Below are 15,166 nucleotides of genomic sequence, written 5' to 3' on the forward strand. Positions count from 1 at the left end.
TTTGCGAATAATAAGAAAGACCTTGGGAGAAAATATCTCTCAAGGTCAATAAGTGATTCCTCAGTTAGAATTTTATCTTTCCTGTCGGGCAATAAGAGTGGTTACACTATAATAAATCATCACTAAACCCGCACTTAAAATTGCCCCGCCAATAATATCAGTAATCCAATGAACACCGGATATCAACCTGCCAATTACCATAAAAGCAGTAAATGCAATTAAAGCAAAGGCAAATGCTCTTTTCATTTTTGTATTTCTAATTCTACTGTTTAGCTGCATAACAGCTGTCGGCATAACACACATAACAAGCAAGGTTGTCGATGATGGATACGAAGCTTCAAGAAAACCGTTAATCAATACCGGGCGGTAATTGACAACATAAAATTCAAAAAACAAATATGCCGCCATTACAACAATATAGAATGCTCCCAACACCAAAATACTGGAATCGACCTTGAATAAGCTTTTTCTTTTAATAAGCTGTATAAGTCCAAGCAACGCAAATCCCAAAATAAAGCAAAGCGGTATCAGTCCTAACCAGTCCGTAACGGTATATATTGCCATATGCACACCTGTCAGGCTGTGGATAAAGCCGTTCAAGGTTGCAAATCCAACAGAAGAGTTTTGTGGCCCGATGGGCTGAACATCAATAAGGCTTATTGCCACTGTCCACAAAATAAATAACACTACCATTGCTATTCCTGAAAGCAATACTTTTTGACTTTTTTCTTTTTTCATTTTTATCAATCCTTTGCCATAATTATTTGGCTTTCGCCTGTTTACAATATAGGTGGAATGAATAAAAATGAAAAGAATTTCACCGTCACATTGGCGACACGCTTCGTATCATCGCCATTTTATCAGCATCAGAGACTTTATCGCCAAGAAAACAAAAGTGAAAAAGGCTGCATAAGGTTGAAGTGTTATCATAAATTCTATTGTAGCAACTGTGCTTAACACAATGGATATTTGATGTTTGTGTTTCAACCAAAACACTGCTTCATAATTTTGTAGAGCGAGAAGCAAAACACCTGTAAGTACAATTCCAAATACAATAATTAAATACGGTATTTTGATATACTGCGGGGTACCTGTCAGCGAAAGTAAAGATACCTCTTTTATAATCTCATCACCCTTTTGTCCAAAGAAAGGCAGAAACAGAAACATAATCAAACTGCAATCGAGTAAACCAAACACTAAGTCTCTTGTATGTTTTTCCTTTTGCTTATTATCCTCGTCAGCAATTTTAAGTATTTCTTCACCGGACAATAACTCATCTATTGACACTGAAAAAAACTTTGAAATTGCTTTTAATGACTCGATATTGGGAACTCCTCTGCCGGATTCCCACTTAGAAATTGCAGTGCGAGACACAAATAACGCTTCCGCAAGTTCTTCCTGCGTGAGTCCTTTTTCTTTCCTCAACTCTTGTAATTTTTCACTTAATTCCATAATAAACATTCCTTTTGCACTCAGATACGAATGTATCCTTTATTAGAAATGGGCAATCCCACTATGGGACTGCCCATTCATTCCGTAAATTATGCGATTTTTTAGTCTCTGCACCGTTTTTAGCACCGATTGGTGTAAATTTGGTGTAAAGAGGTAAATTTATTCGGTTTGGAAAGTCCCGAAACCCGCATAAATACTGGGGTTTTCTTACTTGTCGTTCGGTAAGGACTTCATTGTAGGAAACAGCAGTACATCTCGAATGGCTGCGGAATCAGTCAGCAGCATGCACATGCGGTCAATTCCGAATCCGATACCGCCTGTCGGAGGCATACCAATTTCCAGCGCGTTGAGGAAGTCTTCGTCGGTAGTATTGGCCTCTTCATCACCTTGAGCCAGCAGTTCTTCCTGTGCTTTGAAGCGCTCTCTCTGGTCAATCGGGTCATTCAGCTCGGAGTAAGCATTGGCCATCTCCCAGCCGTTCATGAAGAACTCAAAACGCTCTACATACTCAGGGTTCTCCGGTTTCTTCTTCGTAAGCGGAGAGATTTCAATCGGATGGTCCATAACGAAAGTAGGCTGGATGAGATGTTCTTCCGCGAACTCTTCGAAGAACAGGCTCAGGATATCGCCCTTTTTATGTCTTTCTTCGTATTCAACGTGATGCTCATCAGCCAGCGCTCTGGCCTCTTCCAAAGTATTCACTTCGTTCCAGTCAACACCTGCATACTTTTTGACCGCATCAACCATAGTAATACGCTCGAACGGTCTGCCCAAATCCATCTCCACGCCGTTATATACAATCTTCGTGGTTCCCAGAACTTCCTGTGCCACATGGCGGTACAGGTTCTCTGTCAAATCCATCATTCCGTTATAGTCAGTAAATGCCTGATATAATTCCATCAGTGTGAATTCCGGATTATGTCTGGTATCCAGACCTTCATTACGGAAAACACGTCCAATCTCGTAGACACGCTCCATTCCGCCGACAATCAGTCTCTTCAGATATAACTCAAGAGAAATACGAAGCTTAAAATCCTCTCCCAGCGCGTTGAAATGTGTCTCGAAAGGTCTTGCAGCCGCTCCGCCCGCATTGGAAACGAGCATCGGAGTCTCTACCTCCATGAATCCCTGTCCATCCAGATATTTGCGGATAGCACTGAGAATCTTGGAGCGTTTGATAAATGTATCCTTCACTTCCGGGTTCATGATTAAATCTACATATCTCTGACGGTAACGAATATCGGTGTCCGTCAAGCCGTGGAACTTCTCCGGAAGAACCTGCAGGCTCTTGCTGAGGAGGGTCACCTCAGCCGCATGGATAGAGATTTCCCCAGTTTTTGTGCGGAATACTTCACCCTTCAGTCCGACGATATCACCGATATCCATCTTTTTAAACGCCTTGTATTCCTCTTCCCCGATACTGTCTCTCGCCACATAGGACTGCATATTCCCCTGCAGATCCTGAATATTGCAGAAGGACGCCTTCCCCATGACACGCTTGGACATCATACGTCCTGCGAGTGTTACGGTCTGTCCTTCCATCTCATCGAATCTGTCCTTTATTTCCTGACTGTGATGAGTGACATCATATTTCGTAATTTCAAACGGATTTTTCCCGCTTGTCTGAAGTTCCGCCAGTTTCTCACGGCGCACCTTCCTCAACTGGTTTAAATCTGGTTCCTGTCCATTATTTTGCTGTGCAGCCACTTCTTCCACTCCTTTATCTGTAAATTCCAATCAGACAGATACGGAAAGCCCTGCCTGATTTGCTTCCTATGCTATTAAATTGAACGGTTAATTTTAAGTACTTTGTACTCCATGACTCCTGCCTGAGTCTCCACCTCTACGATATCCCCGACTTTTTTCCCGATTAAAGCTTTGCCTACCGGAGATTCATTCGATATCTTTCCTGCAAGGCTGTTAGCCTCGGTAGAACCTACAATCTTGAATTCCATCTCTTCTTCAAATTCTTTATCGTAAACATCAACTGTACAGCCGATACTGATTTTCTCTAAATCTACTTCGTCTTCCACGACTACTTCTGCATTCTTGAGAATTTTCTCCAGCTCGTCGATTCTTGCCTCGATATCGCGCTGTTCGTCCTTCGCCGCATCATACTCTGCGTTCTCGGATAAGTCCCCCTGCTCTCTGGCCTCTTTGATTTTAGCAGCAACTTCTTTTCTTTTTACGACCTTCAAATTTTCCAGTTCGTCTTCCAGTTTTTTAAGCCCTGTGTAAGTGAGCAATGTCTTCTTTTCTTCCATTTCTCCAGCTTCCCTTTCTCAAATGATTTTGTTACTTAATTCTAAAGTCCTAAGGAACAGGTTACCCTGTTTTACTCATTATATGTCTACTTTCACAATTTCAATATTATACCTAATAGAGTGCACAATGTCAAGCAATTTACATTTATAGTTTCTATTCGGCAGACAGCCTAGAATCCAGCAGATTCTTAAGCTCTTCATAGCTCTCTGTGCGGTTGATTTCATCTCTGAGACGGGCGGAATTCTTAAGCCCTGTCGTATACCACGCAACATGTTTTCTCATCTCACGGATTCCCATATAATCGCCTTTGTACGCTATCTGCAGCCTTGCATGACGAAGCATTGTCTCTTTCAGCTCATGAATACCGGGTCTGGGCGGAAATGTACCGGTTCTTTCATATTCCAAAAGGCTGCTGAATATCCACGGGTTTCCCTGTGAGCCTCTCCCAATCATGACACCGTCGCAGCCGGTCTCCCGAAACATCCGTCCGGCAGCCTCACCGTCCGTCACATCCCCATTTCCAATGACCGGTATGGCGACAGCCTCCTTCACTTGCCGGATAATATCCCAGTCAGCCTTCCCCGAATAATACTGCTCTCTCGTCCTTCCATGAACCGCGACCGCGGAGGCCCCCGCCTCTTCCACAATCTTAGCAATCTCCACGGCATTGATGTGCTCGTCGTCGAACCCTTTGCGTATTTTCACCGTCACCGGTTTTCTGACTGCCTTTACCGTCTTGCTGACTATCTCGTAGACAAGTTTGGGCTGCTTCATAAGCGCTGATCCTTCCCCATTTTTTACAATCTTCGGCACCGGACATCCCATGTTGATATCCAGAATGGAGAATGGCCGCTCTTCAATCCTTTTTGCCACCTCGCTTATGATATCCGGCTCAGAGCCAAAAAGCTGCAGTGACACGGGCGGTTCGTCCGGATGTATTTCCAACAGGCTCTCTGTATTTTTATTCTGATACTGAATCGCCTTGGCGCTTATCATCTCCATGCAGAGAAGTCCTGCCCCCTGCTCCCTGCAAAGCAAACGAAATGGCAGGTCCGTAACTCCTGCCATCGGTGCCAGTATATATCTGTTGGAAAGCTCTACATTTCCTATCTTTAGTGTCTGAATCATGATAGCTCTTCTCCCAGAAAGAATACTTTGTAATATAACTGAAGCTGGCCTAAGAGCTCCTGTTTCGACTCATCCATCTGAATCTCCTTAATTTTAAGACGACTGCCGATTTCATCGAACATCGGATCGCCCTCTTCGGCGGTCACCTGAAATTCTAGTTCTCCGTCATCTTCAAAAACTAATGTCAGAATTCCGCCTACATCATTGACATATAAAACACACAAAATCTTAAGCTCATCTTTGATATGCTGGGGCAGATTCTCAAAATCCGGATTCAGATAATATTTCTGCTCGTACGAGTTTGCCCCGCAAAGCACTATTTTATCCTCATACATCGTCTCGTTCCCTTCTATACATAATTATAGATACCACGCACAGACACTTCACCCGCAAAAACTGCCTCTGTGGTACCGTCTTCATATTCTACAAGAAGCCGCCCGCCATTGTCAATTCCGGCAGATATGCCATTCCTTTCTCTTCCGGGCTCCAGAATGCGGACCTCTCTTCCGCAGTTCACCAAAATATCGTTATACCCTGCCGCAAAAGGAGATAAGTCTCCCGCCCGGACAAATTCCTCGTAGCACTGTTCGAACCGCTCCATCACTCCGGCAATCAGTCTTGCCCGGCAAACAGATTCTCCACTCTCAAGGCGCAGAGAAGTAGCCGTCTCCGAAAGCTCTTCCGGAAACGACTCCGTGTTCGCGTTGATACCTATCCCGATGACTACGTAATTAATATAGTCAACTTCTGCGCTCATCTCCGTGAGGATTCCACAGATTTTCTTCTTATTTAATACCAGATCATTGGGCCACTTAATCTTTACGCCAATATCTTCCTGCTCCAATATCGCAAGGGCTGCCGCATAAGCCATCACAAGTGTCAGCATCGGCGCCTTGTCCGGAGGCAGTTCGGGACGCAGCAGAATGGACATATAGATACTGCTTCCCGGAGGAGACGACCAGCTTTTCCCACGGCGCCCTTTCCCTGCGTTCTGCTGCCCGGCAACTACGAGCGTCCCATGGGCCGCCCCTTCTTCCCCAAGCCGCTTCGCCTGTGTATTGGTAGAATCCGTTTCTTCATAATAGAATAAATTTTGTCCGGCCCACGCAGTCTTCAAATAACTCTTTACCGCTTCCTTGTTCACCGCATCGGGGCAGTCCACAATCCGATAGCCTTTATTGCGCACTGCCTCTATCTGATAGCCTTCCTCCTTGAGCTGGTTGATCACCTTCCAGACGGCTGTCCTTGACACTTGAAATGCATCGCAGATCTGCTGCCCGGACAAGTACCCTTCGCTCTCACGGAGCATTTTCAAAATTTCTGCCTTCATCGCTTCTATGCTTCTTCCATATCCCCAAGTGTTGCCACCATAATCGCCTTGATGGTATGCAGCCTGTTCTCCGCCTCTTCAAATACCTTGGATGCTTCGCTTTCAAATACTTCCTCTGTCACTTCTTTGCCCTTTACGGCCGGCAGACAGTGGGAGAAAATGGTGGTGGATTTTCCGGTACGCTCCATCAGTTCTTTATTCACCTGATATGGCTTTGAAATGCGTTCTCTTTCCTGTTCCTTCTTTTCCTCGCCCATAGAAATCCATACATCTGTGTACAGGACATCTGCCCCTTTTACGCCGTCTAAGTCAGAGGTGACCTCGATGACCGCACCGGATTCTTTGGCGTATTCCTGACACTCTTCCACTAGTTCTTTGCTAGGCCACAGCTGCTTCGGCCCGCAGATAGTCACACTGACTCCCATTTTGACCGAGCCGATCAGAAGGCTGGTTGCCACGTTGTTACGTCCGTCTCCCAAGTAAGCCACTTTCAGGCCTTTCAAATATCCAAATTCTTCACGCATTGTCATCAGCATCGCAAGGCACTGTGTCGGATGATAGGTGTCTGTAAGGCCATTCCACACAGGAACACCGCTGGACTCTGCAAGAATATCTGCATATTCCTGCTCAAATCCACGGAACTCAATCCCGTCGAACATCCTTCCCAGTACACGGGCCGTATCCTCAATGCTCTCCTTATGGCCCAGCTGAATCTCATCCCCTGCAAGGTAAGTAGGAATCCCTCCCTCGTCCTGTGCGCCGACTGTGAAGGCACACCTCGTTCTCGTGGAAGGCTTCTCAAAAATAAGGGCGATATTCTTTCCCTTCAGGCTGTTTCCCGTAATGCCCCTTTTCTTCTTCTCCTTCAAATCAGCGGCAAGGTTCAGAAGATAGTCAATCTCTGCCGGCGTGTAGTCTTTCAGTGTCAAAAAATTGCGTCCTTTTAAATTCATCTTGTAGTCCTTTCTCATTCCGGTTAAGGCGTGAACAAACTTTGGAAATTCTATGCGTCCCGTCTCCATCAATAACTCATAACGCTCACATACCTTGTCCCAAAGCGCATCCACAGTGTATACGTTGTATTTCTGAATCCGCATAAGCTTTGCGCTCGCCTCCAGCATCGCCAGAAACAGTTCTGCGTCCGCACAATTCAGCGGCAGTTTAAGCTTGAAGCGGTATTCCGCCTTCTCAAGCTCGCCTATGTTTTTCATTATTTCTACATAATAACACTCTTCGTGGGTTTGTTCAATATAGTAAATGCTCCCCGCAAGGCCATAAAGCATTCTTTTTGCGTCAAAATATCCGATTTTCATGTTCTGGCGGCTCCGCTTTCCGGAGAATTCCAAAATACTGCCGAGACTCACACGGGGAATCACCTCATACTCACTGCCCTCCTCCGGTATCACTGCCCTTGGCACTCTTCCCGGGCCGAAGATCCGGACTTGAATGATATCCTTGTAACCACGTTTCAAGAGGGAATTCGTAGGCACATTGTTGATAACGCCCCCGTCTATGTATGTCTTTCCGTGGAGCGGTTCATTCTTGAATCCAAGAAGGTATGCACTGGCCATCAGGAAATCTTCCAGCAGTCCTTCTTCTATTTCTTCTATACTAAGGTCCAGCTCTCTGAAGTCTGTGACGGAAAAGGTGAGTATGCAGAATTCCTTGCCGCAGGCGCGGATGCGCTCTTCGTCGATCACTTCATGTATGAACTTGCGCAGAGGTGTGATGTCAATGCCACCGTCGGTCACCTTCTGCCACATTTCTTTAATAAGGACGCGGAGCGGTATCTCGCCTTGAAAGAGCCGTTCCATCAGTTCATCCTCCACGTCCATCACGTTAGAGAACGTCATTTCTTCCCAGATATGTTCCGCCTGTTCAACACTTCCCATACAAACAAGGGCGCCGTTCAAAGCGCCCACTGAAGTACCCGCCACTGCGTTAATCTTAACGCCGGCTTCCTCGAGCGCTTTCCACGCGCCTATCTGATAGGCGCCGCGCGCTCCTCCGCCGTCGAATACCAAACCATATTCTCTGTTCATATCAATGACCGGTTTCATACAACCACTTCCTTTTCTTTTGTCTATGAATGGAACCAATGTCCGCCAATGAGCTGGCCGAAGTTCTGTCCGTCACCGAAATATACCGCGTCCCCTACCGGGCTGTTTCCGGCAATCGCTTCCTGCGCCGCCTGATAGCAGCTGTCTGTCGTCTTGCCTGCCGCCATCACTCTGGAAAGCTTTCCTGTGACAGCCGGGCCGAACTGCCCGCTTTGATAGATGACTTCGCTGATGCTGTTTGGAAATGAAGGGCTTTTTACCCTGTTCATCACTACGGCCCCTACCGCGACCTGACCTTCATATGGTTCTCCGCCTGCTTCGCAATAAATCAATGCCGCCAGCAGATCTGCATCATTGCCTGACACGGCAGTAACCTCCGTGCTCACTGCTCCCTGTGCTGCCGACTGCGCTGCCTCCAGAGCTTTCGCCTCTTCCGCCTCTCTGGCCTGACGCTCTTCTTCCTGTTTTGCTTCCAGAACCTCCGCCGCTTTTTGAAAGGCTTGTACATACGCTTGTCCCTTCGCCTCTGTTTCCGCCTTCTCCGGCCGTTCTACTTCCGCCACAATACTCCACCGACTGGCGGCTTCGCTGGTAAACCCTGTATGAATGCCCATGACACATACCATTGCGGCACATATCAATGCTTTTGTTTTATTTTGTTTCATGTTTAGACCTCCTTGAATTTCTGTAACATTTAAAAATGAAGATATGATTTTATCTTCCTTTTACTAGTATACGCATATAATTGCAAACTTATTACAACTTATTACAGAAATGTTACATTTGATTGGAGGTTATATTAACATATATCAACAATTTTTGTCAAATGGAATGTTTTTACTCTTACGTTTTCTTATTCCCTGCGCTGTCTGGCCGCCTCGAACATGAGCACCGACGCGGCGACCGCCGCATTTAGCGATTCTACCTGACCGCACATAGGAATTCGGACATAAGTATCCGCCGCCTTCGCCACATCCGCCCGCAGTCCATTTCCCTCATTTCCTATCAGAAATGCGGTGCCGCCAGTATAGCTTTCCTGATCGTAGCTCCGCTTTCCGTCCAGATGTGCCGCAAAGCTCTGAATCCCGCTCTCCTTCATGGCTGAAACCACTTGTGGGAGCTCATCTACATAGAGAAACGGCATGCGGTAAATGCTTCCCATGGTAGAGCGGATTACTTTGGGATTGTAGATATCCACACAGTCTCTGCTCAATATCACGCCGGTAACCCCTGCCGCCTCTCCGGCTCTCAGTATGGTTCCAAGATTGCCGGGATCTTGAAGATTATCTAGAATCACAAGCAGAGGCTTCTCACGGCCGAGGATATCTTCTAATTTATATTCCATCTGTCTCATCACGGTCAGGATTCCCTGCGGAGTCTTCGTATCTGATACATGAGCGAAGACAGAGTCCGTGAACACACACAGTTTCCCGCCCCACGCATCCAGCTTGAGCTCTTTATTTCTTTTATTATAAAAACTTTCAGATACATATACATCCAGCACCTGTTCTCTGGGCGCTTCCAAGGCCATCCTTAGCCCTTCCGCCAGAAAGACTTTCGCCTCGTCTCTGGCCTTCCGTTTCTTCTGTAGCTGAATCAATTGTTTTACTTTTGCATTTCCTGTACTTGTTATCATCATTTTTCCTCTGAAAAGTCTTTAAGCATTTCGTTTTCACCAATCACAATCAACATGTCTCCGTCCTCGAAATTTTCATCTGGATTCATATTGACTTGAACATGGCCGTCCCGGATTACGCCGACTACATTGATACCATAGCGCTCCCTCACGCGAAGCTCCTTTAAGTTATGTTCGATCCATCCTTGCGGAACACTGGTCTCAATCATGCTGTATTCCGGAGAAAGTTCTATCCAGTCTGCAAAGTTCGTAGCGACAATGCTTTTGGCTACCCTGCTTCCCATCTCCCGCTCTGGAAATACCACGGCATCCGCGCCTAGCTTTTTCAAAATATCGGCGTGGATATCGTTGCGGGCCTTCGCCAGAACAAAGGGCGCTCCCAGTTCTTTTGCCAAAAGCGTTGCCAGAATGCTGACTTCAAGATTTTCGGATATAGCCACAATGACGCCGTCCAGATTCCGGGCGCCCAGCATCTTTATCAATTCCGGATCCTGCAGCTCTGCCCTCATAGCATAGGATACATCGTCCGCAATTTCGTGAATCCTCTCGGCGGATGAATCCACCGCGATGACTTCACATCCGAAGTTTTCCAGCGTGGTCGCCAGACTAAAGCCAAAATTACCAAGTCCTAAAACCGCAAATTGTTTTCTCATTTATTCTCCTCCTTATCCGACCATAATGCCTCTGGCCGGAAGCTGCCTTATTTTATCTCTCGGGTTCTTTTTGGCCCCAAATGCCAGCGCCAGCGTAATCGGTCCGATACGTCCCAGATACATCAGCACCATAATCACGACTTTACTTGCCCCAGTGAGCGACGGTGTTAAACCGGCCGACAATCCTACGGTCCCTACGGCCGACGTCGTCTCGTAGAGTACACGGCCCAGCCCCACATCGCCCTCAAATACAGTGACGAGCGTCGTCCCTACGAGCAGAGTGACAAAGGAAACTATCACGATACAGAATCCGGTACGAATATTTTCCGGCTTGATTCTCCTGCCAAAGCACTCGGTATCCTCGCCGCCCCGGATGAATGTAATGCATGTCAGAATTAGCATGGCGATTGTCGTAGTCTTCACACCGCCCGCGGTTCCTCCCGGCGAACCTCCGATGAACATCAATATGCAGGTAGTGAACAGGCTTCCTTCCCGCAGAGCATCCTGCGGAACCGTGGCAAACCCGGCGGTTCTGGTAGACACCGAATGGAACATGGCGGCCATAATCTTCTCTCCCAGAGGCAGATTCCCGAAAGTGCCCGGATTGGAATATTCTAAAAGGAAGAAATTAAACGTGCCCACTCCAATCAGCAGCACCGTCATGACTAATACAATTTTCGTGTGTAATCTAAGCCGCCGAAAATACCTGCGACCAGGCAGCTCATCCTTTCTTACTTTTCTCCAATTACTCATCATATCCTGCCATACGGGAAAGCCAAGCCCACTCACAACAATAAGAGCCATGGTAGTGAAATTGATAATGGGATTCCCAACGTAATCAATAAAGCTGGAATCACCTATGATGTCTATACCGGCATTACAAAAAGCCGACACCGCGTGGAACACCGAATACCACACGCCCCTCGCAAAACCAAATTCCGGAACGAACTGCAGCGAATAACAAAGTGCGCCCGCCGCCTCCACAATCACAGTACCCTTCAGTATACGTATGATCATAGCCACCATGCCGGACAGCGTATCCATATTATAAGTCTCCAGAATAACAATGCGCTCCCGTATGGAGATTCTCTTTTTCAATAAAATAAAAAACGAAATCGTACAGGCGATAATTCCCAGTCCGCCAACCTGAATCAACAGCAAAAGGACCGCCTTCCCGAACAACGTAAACTGAACCGCCGGTGTAACGGTGACCAAACCAGTCACACAGACCGCAGTGGTGGACGTAAATAAAGCATCCAAAAAGCTGATTGGCTGTGTATTAGATATAGGAAGCCACAAAAGAATCCCGCCCAAAAGAATGATTCCCAGAAAACCCGCTGTCAATATCTGCATTGTTGATAATCTAATGTTTTTTTTCGCTCTCATAGCTCTTCCTTCTTATTGGGGACAGGTCCCGATGCGTTGGGACCTGTCCCTCTCTACAATTCTCACACTTGTCTGACAACTCAAAAAATGCGTTTTCTGCACCAAAAACGCATTTTTGTATTTATCTTACATTTTAAAACGATATCCAACGCCCCAGATAGTCTCGATATACTGGGGATTCGATGTATCATATTCTATCTTCTCCCGTATCTTCTTGATATGGACCGTAACGGTTGCGATGTCTCCGATGGACTCCATATCCCAAATCTGGCTGAACAGCTCATCCTTCGTATAAACATGATTGGGATGGCTGGCAAGAAATGTCAGCAAATCAAATTCTTTTGTCGTAAACGCGCGCTCTTCGCCGTTCACCCACACCCTTCTGGCCGTGGTGTCTATCTTCAGCCCACGAATCTCAATGACCTTATTCTCCTCCACTGCGCTGCCTATCAGACGCTCATACCGGGCCAGATGGGCTTTCACCCTGGCAACAAGCTCACTGGGACTGAAGGGTTTGGTCATATAATCGTCGGCGCCAAGTCCAAGGCCTCGGATTTTATCAATATCATCCTTCTTGGCGGACACCATGATAATCGGTGTATTCTTCTCATCTCTCACCTTCCGGCAAATCTCAAAGCCGTCCACACCGGGAAGCATCAAATCGAGAATCAAAAGGTCGTAATCTTCCTCCAGCGCTTTATTAAGCCCCGTCTCCCCGTCATTCGCAACTTCCACCGCAAATCCTGAAAGCTCCAAATAATCTTTCTCCAAATCTGCAATGGCCTCTTCATCTTCCACAATCAATATCTTACTCATTTATTGGTACCTCCTGATATTTTCTGATTACAAAATACATCACCGTGCCCGTCCCTTCCTTGCTGGTGGCCCATATCTTACCGCCGTGGTCCTCGATAATCTTCTTTACAATCGATAGTCCGATGCCGCTGCCACCCTTGGACGAATTGCGCGACGCATCTGTACGGTAGAACCGGTCAAATATATTTGCCAAGTCTTTGGCCGCAATTCCCTTGCCGTTATCTTCAAGCTCCACCTGTATAAAGTCTCCCACATCCTTCACACGAAGATTGATGAGTCCCCGCTCCCTCTCCATGTATTTGAGCGAATTGCCTACAATATTGTTGATAACTCTCTTTAGCTGCTCCGGATCTGCAATTATCTTCTGTCCTACATCTACATAATTAAAATACCCGAACTCCACATTCTTCGAGTCCAGCTCCATGGCTAAATCCTCCGCACAGTCGTCGAAGTATGCATTGACCGGAATGGGCGCAAAATTATAGGGAATACGGTTCGTGTCAATCTTTGAATAGAGCGTAAGTTCGTTAATCAACATGTCCATCTCATTGGCTTTATTATAAATGGTTCCGATGTATTTGTCCATCTTCTCGGGTGTATCTGCCACTCCGTCTCTGATTCCTTCCACATAGCCCTTAATGGCCGTGATAGGCGTCTTCAAATCGTGGGAAATATTACTGATCAGCTCCTTGCTCTCCTTGTCGGAGCGGAGCTTTTCCTCGGCGTTATCCTTGAGCCGCAGCCTCATCTCTTCAAAAGTTTGAATCAGCTGTCCCATCTCATCGTCCTTCTCCGCCTTCAGCTCAAAGTTCAAATTGCCCTCTTTCACATTCTTGGCCGCTTCCTGCAGCTTGTTGATGGGGCTTATAATTCCGCCATAAATCCAGAAAATAAGCAGTATAGCTGTCAGCATCAGAATCAAAACGATGGCAATCCCTGTGTGCAGCATAAATCTCTGCACCTCGGGCATCTTTCCTAATACCTGCAGCGAATGTGAAAAGCTTTTATATTGGGTGCCGCTGCTTCCGTATGTCTTCTCGATAACACCAATCTGGTACTGGGCAATCCCCCATGTGAGAACGCCAGTCATAATAACCGGAAGTGTGATAACTGTGATGAACGAAATAATCAGTCTAGTTCGTAATTTCATGATATCCGTCCTTTCAAATATGCATTCGTAGTTATAGAATAGCATAAAAAGGGGTGCTTCACACCAAAGCACCCATAAATTTTTATAAAATTTCTATAAATATGACTTTAAAGTATCTACTTTGTCAATCTTCTCCCACGGCAAATCCAAATCATTACGCCCGAAGTGTCCGTAAGCCGCAGTCTGTTTGTAGATCGGACGACGCAGGTCAAGCATTTTGATGATTCCCGCCGGACGGAGGTCAAAGTTCTCTCTGATTATCTCTACCAGCTTATGATCGGACAATTTACCCGTGCCAAAAGTGTCCACCATGATAGATGTAGGCTGGGCCACACCGATTGCATAAGACAGCTGAATCTCGCATTTCTTTGCAAGGCCCGCCGCCACGATATTTTTTGCCACATAACGGGCTGCATAGGCTGCGGAACGGTCTACTTTTGTGCAGTCTTTTCCTGAGAAAGCTCCGCCCCCATGGCGTGCCATACCGCCGTAGGTATCCACGATAATCTTACGCCCCGTCAAGCCGCTGTCCCCGTGAGGGCCGCCGATTACAAAACGTCCTGTTGGATTGATGAAGAACTTCGTATTCTCATCCACCATCTCCGCCGGGAGAATCTCATCGAACACATATTTTTTGATGTCTGCATGAATCTGTTCCTGTGTCACATCCGGATCATGCTGAGTGGAGAGAACCACCGCATCCAGACGGGCTGGAACGCCATTTTCATCATATTCCACGGTCACCTGTGTCTTACCGTCCGGCCGCAGATAGTCTAAAGTTCCGTTTTTCCTGACCTCGGTCAGTCTTCTTGCCAGTTTGTGTGCAAGTGCGATGGGGTATGGCATCAATTCCTCTGTCTCATCCGATGCATAGCCAAACATCATTCCCTGATCCCCTGCGCCAATGGCTTCCAGTTCCTCGTCGGACATTTTATTTTCCTTCGCTTCCAGAGCTTTGTCCACACCCATGGCAATATCCGTGGACTGCTCGTCGATTGCAGTAATCACACCACAATTGTCGGCGTCGAAGCCGAACTTTCCTCTTGTATAGCCAATCTCGGCCACCGTGTCACGTACCAGTTTCTGAATGTCTACATAAGCCTTTGTCGTAATCTCTCCCATAACAAGCACAAGCCCTGTCGTAATACTCGTCTCACAGGCCACTCTGCTCATCGGATCCTGCTCCATGAGCGCGTCCAAAATCGCGTCAGAAATTTGATCGCACATTTTATCCGGATGTCCTTCCGTTACTGATTCGGATGTAAATAATAATCGTTCCATTTTATTCTT

The 15,166-nt window shown here is 46.6% G+C and carries 14 protein-coding genes and 1 pseudogene; all 15 read right to left on the bottom strand.

What is annotated here, in order from left to right; translation table 11 throughout:
* Nucleotides 1-72: 72 nt before the first annotated feature.
* The 15 genes and pseudogenes from BN6465_RS08160 to metK all read right to left on the bottom strand — a co-directional run bounded on the left by BN6465_RS08160 (nt 73) and on the right by metK (nt 15,157).
* A complete protein-coding gene (locus tag BN6465_RS08160) occupies nt 73-738 on the bottom strand; it encodes a phosphatase PAP2 family protein (RefSeq protein WP_022156502.1) in 666 nt (221 codons plus the stop codon).
* Nucleotides 739-846: 108 nt separating this feature from the next.
* A complete protein-coding gene (locus BN6465_RS08165) occupies nt 847-1,452 on the bottom strand; it encodes a helix-turn-helix domain-containing protein (protein WP_003525258.1) in 606 nt (201 codons plus the stop codon).
* Nucleotides 1,453-1,677: 225 nt separating this feature from the next.
* A pseudogene (gene lysS / locus BN6465_RS08170) lies at nt 1,678-3,159 on the bottom strand (lysine--tRNA ligase); the annotation flags it as partial.
* Nucleotides 3,160-3,233: 74 nt separating this feature from the next.
* Nucleotides 3,234-3,716 (bottom strand): transcription elongation factor GreA, encoded by a 483-nt coding sequence (gene greA, locus BN6465_RS08175; RefSeq protein ID WP_066733315.1) that lies wholly within the window; start codon nt 3,714-3,716, stop codon nt 3,234-3,236.
* A 154-nt stretch (nt 3,717-3,870) separates the two neighbouring features.
* Nucleotides 3,871-4,845, bottom strand: coding sequence for a tRNA dihydrouridine synthase DusB (gene dusB / locus BN6465_RS08180; RefSeq protein ID WP_199882807.1), 975 nt, complete (start codon nt 4,843-4,845; stop codon nt 3,871-3,873).
* Nucleotides 4,842-5,180 (bottom strand): DUF6145 family protein, encoded by a 339-nt coding sequence (locus tag BN6465_RS08185; protein ID WP_066733317.1) that lies wholly within the window; start codon nt 5,178-5,180, stop codon nt 4,842-4,844. Before BN6465_RS08185 ends, dusB begins: the two co-directional genes overlap by 4 nt.
* A gap of 14 nt (nt 5,181-5,194) precedes the next feature.
* On the bottom strand, nt 5,195-6,175 hold the full coding sequence (locus BN6465_RS08190) for a biotin--[acetyl-CoA-carboxylase] ligase (protein WP_066733318.1): 981 nt from the start codon (nt 6,173-6,175) through the stop codon (nt 5,195-5,197).
* 5 nt (nt 6,176-6,180) lie between these two features.
* Nucleotides 6,181-8,235 carry an ornithine carbamoyltransferase gene (argF, locus tag BN6465_RS21565; RefSeq protein ID WP_074017779.1) on the bottom strand — a complete coding sequence of 685 codons (2,055 nt, stop codon included), beginning with the start codon at nt 8,233-8,235 and terminating at the stop codon, nt 6,181-6,183.
* Between the two features lie 23 nt (nt 8,236-8,258).
* Nucleotides 8,259-8,900 (bottom strand): cell wall hydrolase, encoded by a 642-nt coding sequence (locus BN6465_RS08200; protein ID WP_066733320.1) that lies wholly within the window; start codon nt 8,898-8,900, stop codon nt 8,259-8,261.
* Nucleotides 8,901-9,088: 188 nt separating this feature from the next.
* Nucleotides 9,089-9,871 (bottom strand): TrmH family RNA methyltransferase, encoded by a 783-nt coding sequence (locus BN6465_RS08205; RefSeq protein ID WP_066733322.1) that lies wholly within the window; start codon nt 9,869-9,871, stop codon nt 9,089-9,091.
* Nucleotides 9,871-10,524: a potassium channel family protein gene (locus tag BN6465_RS08210; RefSeq protein ID WP_066733324.1), complete on the bottom strand. Its 654-nt coding sequence runs from the start codon at nt 10,522-10,524 to the stop codon at nt 9,871-9,873. The genes BN6465_RS08205 and BN6465_RS08210 overlap by 1 nt, the downstream gene beginning before the upstream one ends.
* A 12-nt stretch (nt 10,525-10,536) precedes the next feature.
* Nucleotides 10,537-11,910 carry a TrkH family potassium uptake protein gene (locus tag BN6465_RS08215; RefSeq protein ID WP_066733325.1) on the bottom strand — a complete coding sequence of 458 codons (1,374 nt, stop codon included), beginning with the start codon at nt 11,908-11,910 and terminating at the stop codon, nt 10,537-10,539.
* A gap of 126 nt (nt 11,911-12,036) precedes the next feature.
* Entirely contained in the window at nt 12,037-12,726 is a 690-nt protein-coding gene (locus BN6465_RS08220; RefSeq protein ID WP_066733327.1) for a response regulator transcription factor, read from the bottom strand.
* Nucleotides 12,719-13,876, bottom strand: coding sequence for a sensor histidine kinase (locus BN6465_RS08225; protein WP_066733329.1), 1,158 nt, complete (start codon nt 13,874-13,876; stop codon nt 12,719-12,721). Before BN6465_RS08225 ends, BN6465_RS08220 begins: the two co-directional genes overlap by 8 nt.
* A gap of 93 nt (nt 13,877-13,969) precedes the next feature.
* Nucleotides 13,970-15,157, bottom strand: coding sequence for a methionine adenosyltransferase (metK, locus tag BN6465_RS08230; protein ID WP_066733331.1), 1,188 nt, complete (start codon nt 15,155-15,157; stop codon nt 13,970-13,972).
* Nucleotides 15,158-15,166: the final 9 nt, after the last annotated feature.

The sequence above is a fragment of the Bariatricus massiliensis genome, from assembly GCF_900086725.1.
In the GTDB taxonomy this organism is placed as follows: Bacteria; Bacillota; Clostridia; order Lachnospirales; family Lachnospiraceae; genus Allocoprococcus; species Allocoprococcus massiliensis.

What these genes read in the sequence shown, in the direction of transcription:
- argF (WP_074017779.1), bottom strand. Translation starts at nt 8,235, where the DNA reads ATGAAACCGGTCATTGATATGAACAGAGAATATGGTTTGGTATTCGAC.
- BN6465_RS08200 (WP_066733320.1), bottom strand. Translation starts at nt 8,900, where the DNA reads ATGAAACAAAATAAAACAAAAGCATTGATATGTGCCGCAATGGTATGT.
- metK (WP_066733331.1), bottom strand. Translation starts at nt 15,157, where the DNA reads ATGGAACGATTATTATTTACATCCGAATCAGTAACGGAAGGACATCCG.
- BN6465_RS08185 (WP_066733317.1), bottom strand. Translation starts at nt 5,180, where the DNA reads ATGTATGAGGATAAAATAGTGCTTTGCGGGGCAAACTCGTACGAGCAG.
- BN6465_RS08160 (WP_022156502.1), bottom strand. Translation starts at nt 738, where the DNA reads ATGAAAAAAGAAAAAAGTCAAAAAGTATTGCTTTCAGGAATAGCAATG.
- BN6465_RS08225 (WP_066733329.1), bottom strand. Translation starts at nt 13,876, where the DNA reads ATGAAATTACGAACTAGACTGATTATTTCGTTCATCACAGTTATCACA.
- BN6465_RS08210 (WP_066733324.1), bottom strand. Translation starts at nt 10,524, where the DNA reads ATGAGAAAACAATTTGCGGTTTTAGGACTTGGTAATTTTGGCTTTAGT.
- BN6465_RS08205 (WP_066733322.1), bottom strand. Translation starts at nt 9,871, where the DNA reads ATGATAACAAGTACAGGAAATGCAAAAGTAAAACAATTGATTCAGCTA.
- BN6465_RS08220 (WP_066733327.1), bottom strand. Translation starts at nt 12,726, where the DNA reads ATGAGTAAGATATTGATTGTGGAAGATGAAGAGGCCATTGCAGATTTG.
- greA (WP_066733315.1), bottom strand. Translation starts at nt 3,716, where the DNA reads ATGGAAGAAAAGAAGACATTGCTCACTTACACAGGGCTTAAAAAACTG.
- dusB (WP_199882807.1), bottom strand. Translation starts at nt 4,845, where the DNA reads ATGATTCAGACACTAAAGATAGGAAATGTAGAGCTTTCCAACAGATAT.
- BN6465_RS08165 (WP_003525258.1), bottom strand. Translation starts at nt 1,452, where the DNA reads ATGGAATTAAGTGAAAAATTACAAGAGTTGAGGAAAGAAAAAGGACTC.
- BN6465_RS08215 (WP_066733325.1), bottom strand. Translation starts at nt 11,910, where the DNA reads ATGAGAGCGAAAAAAAACATTAGATTATCAACAATGCAGATATTGACA.
- BN6465_RS08190 (WP_066733318.1), bottom strand. Translation starts at nt 6,175, where the DNA reads ATGAAGGCAGAAATTTTGAAAATGCTCCGTGAGAGCGAAGGGTACTTG.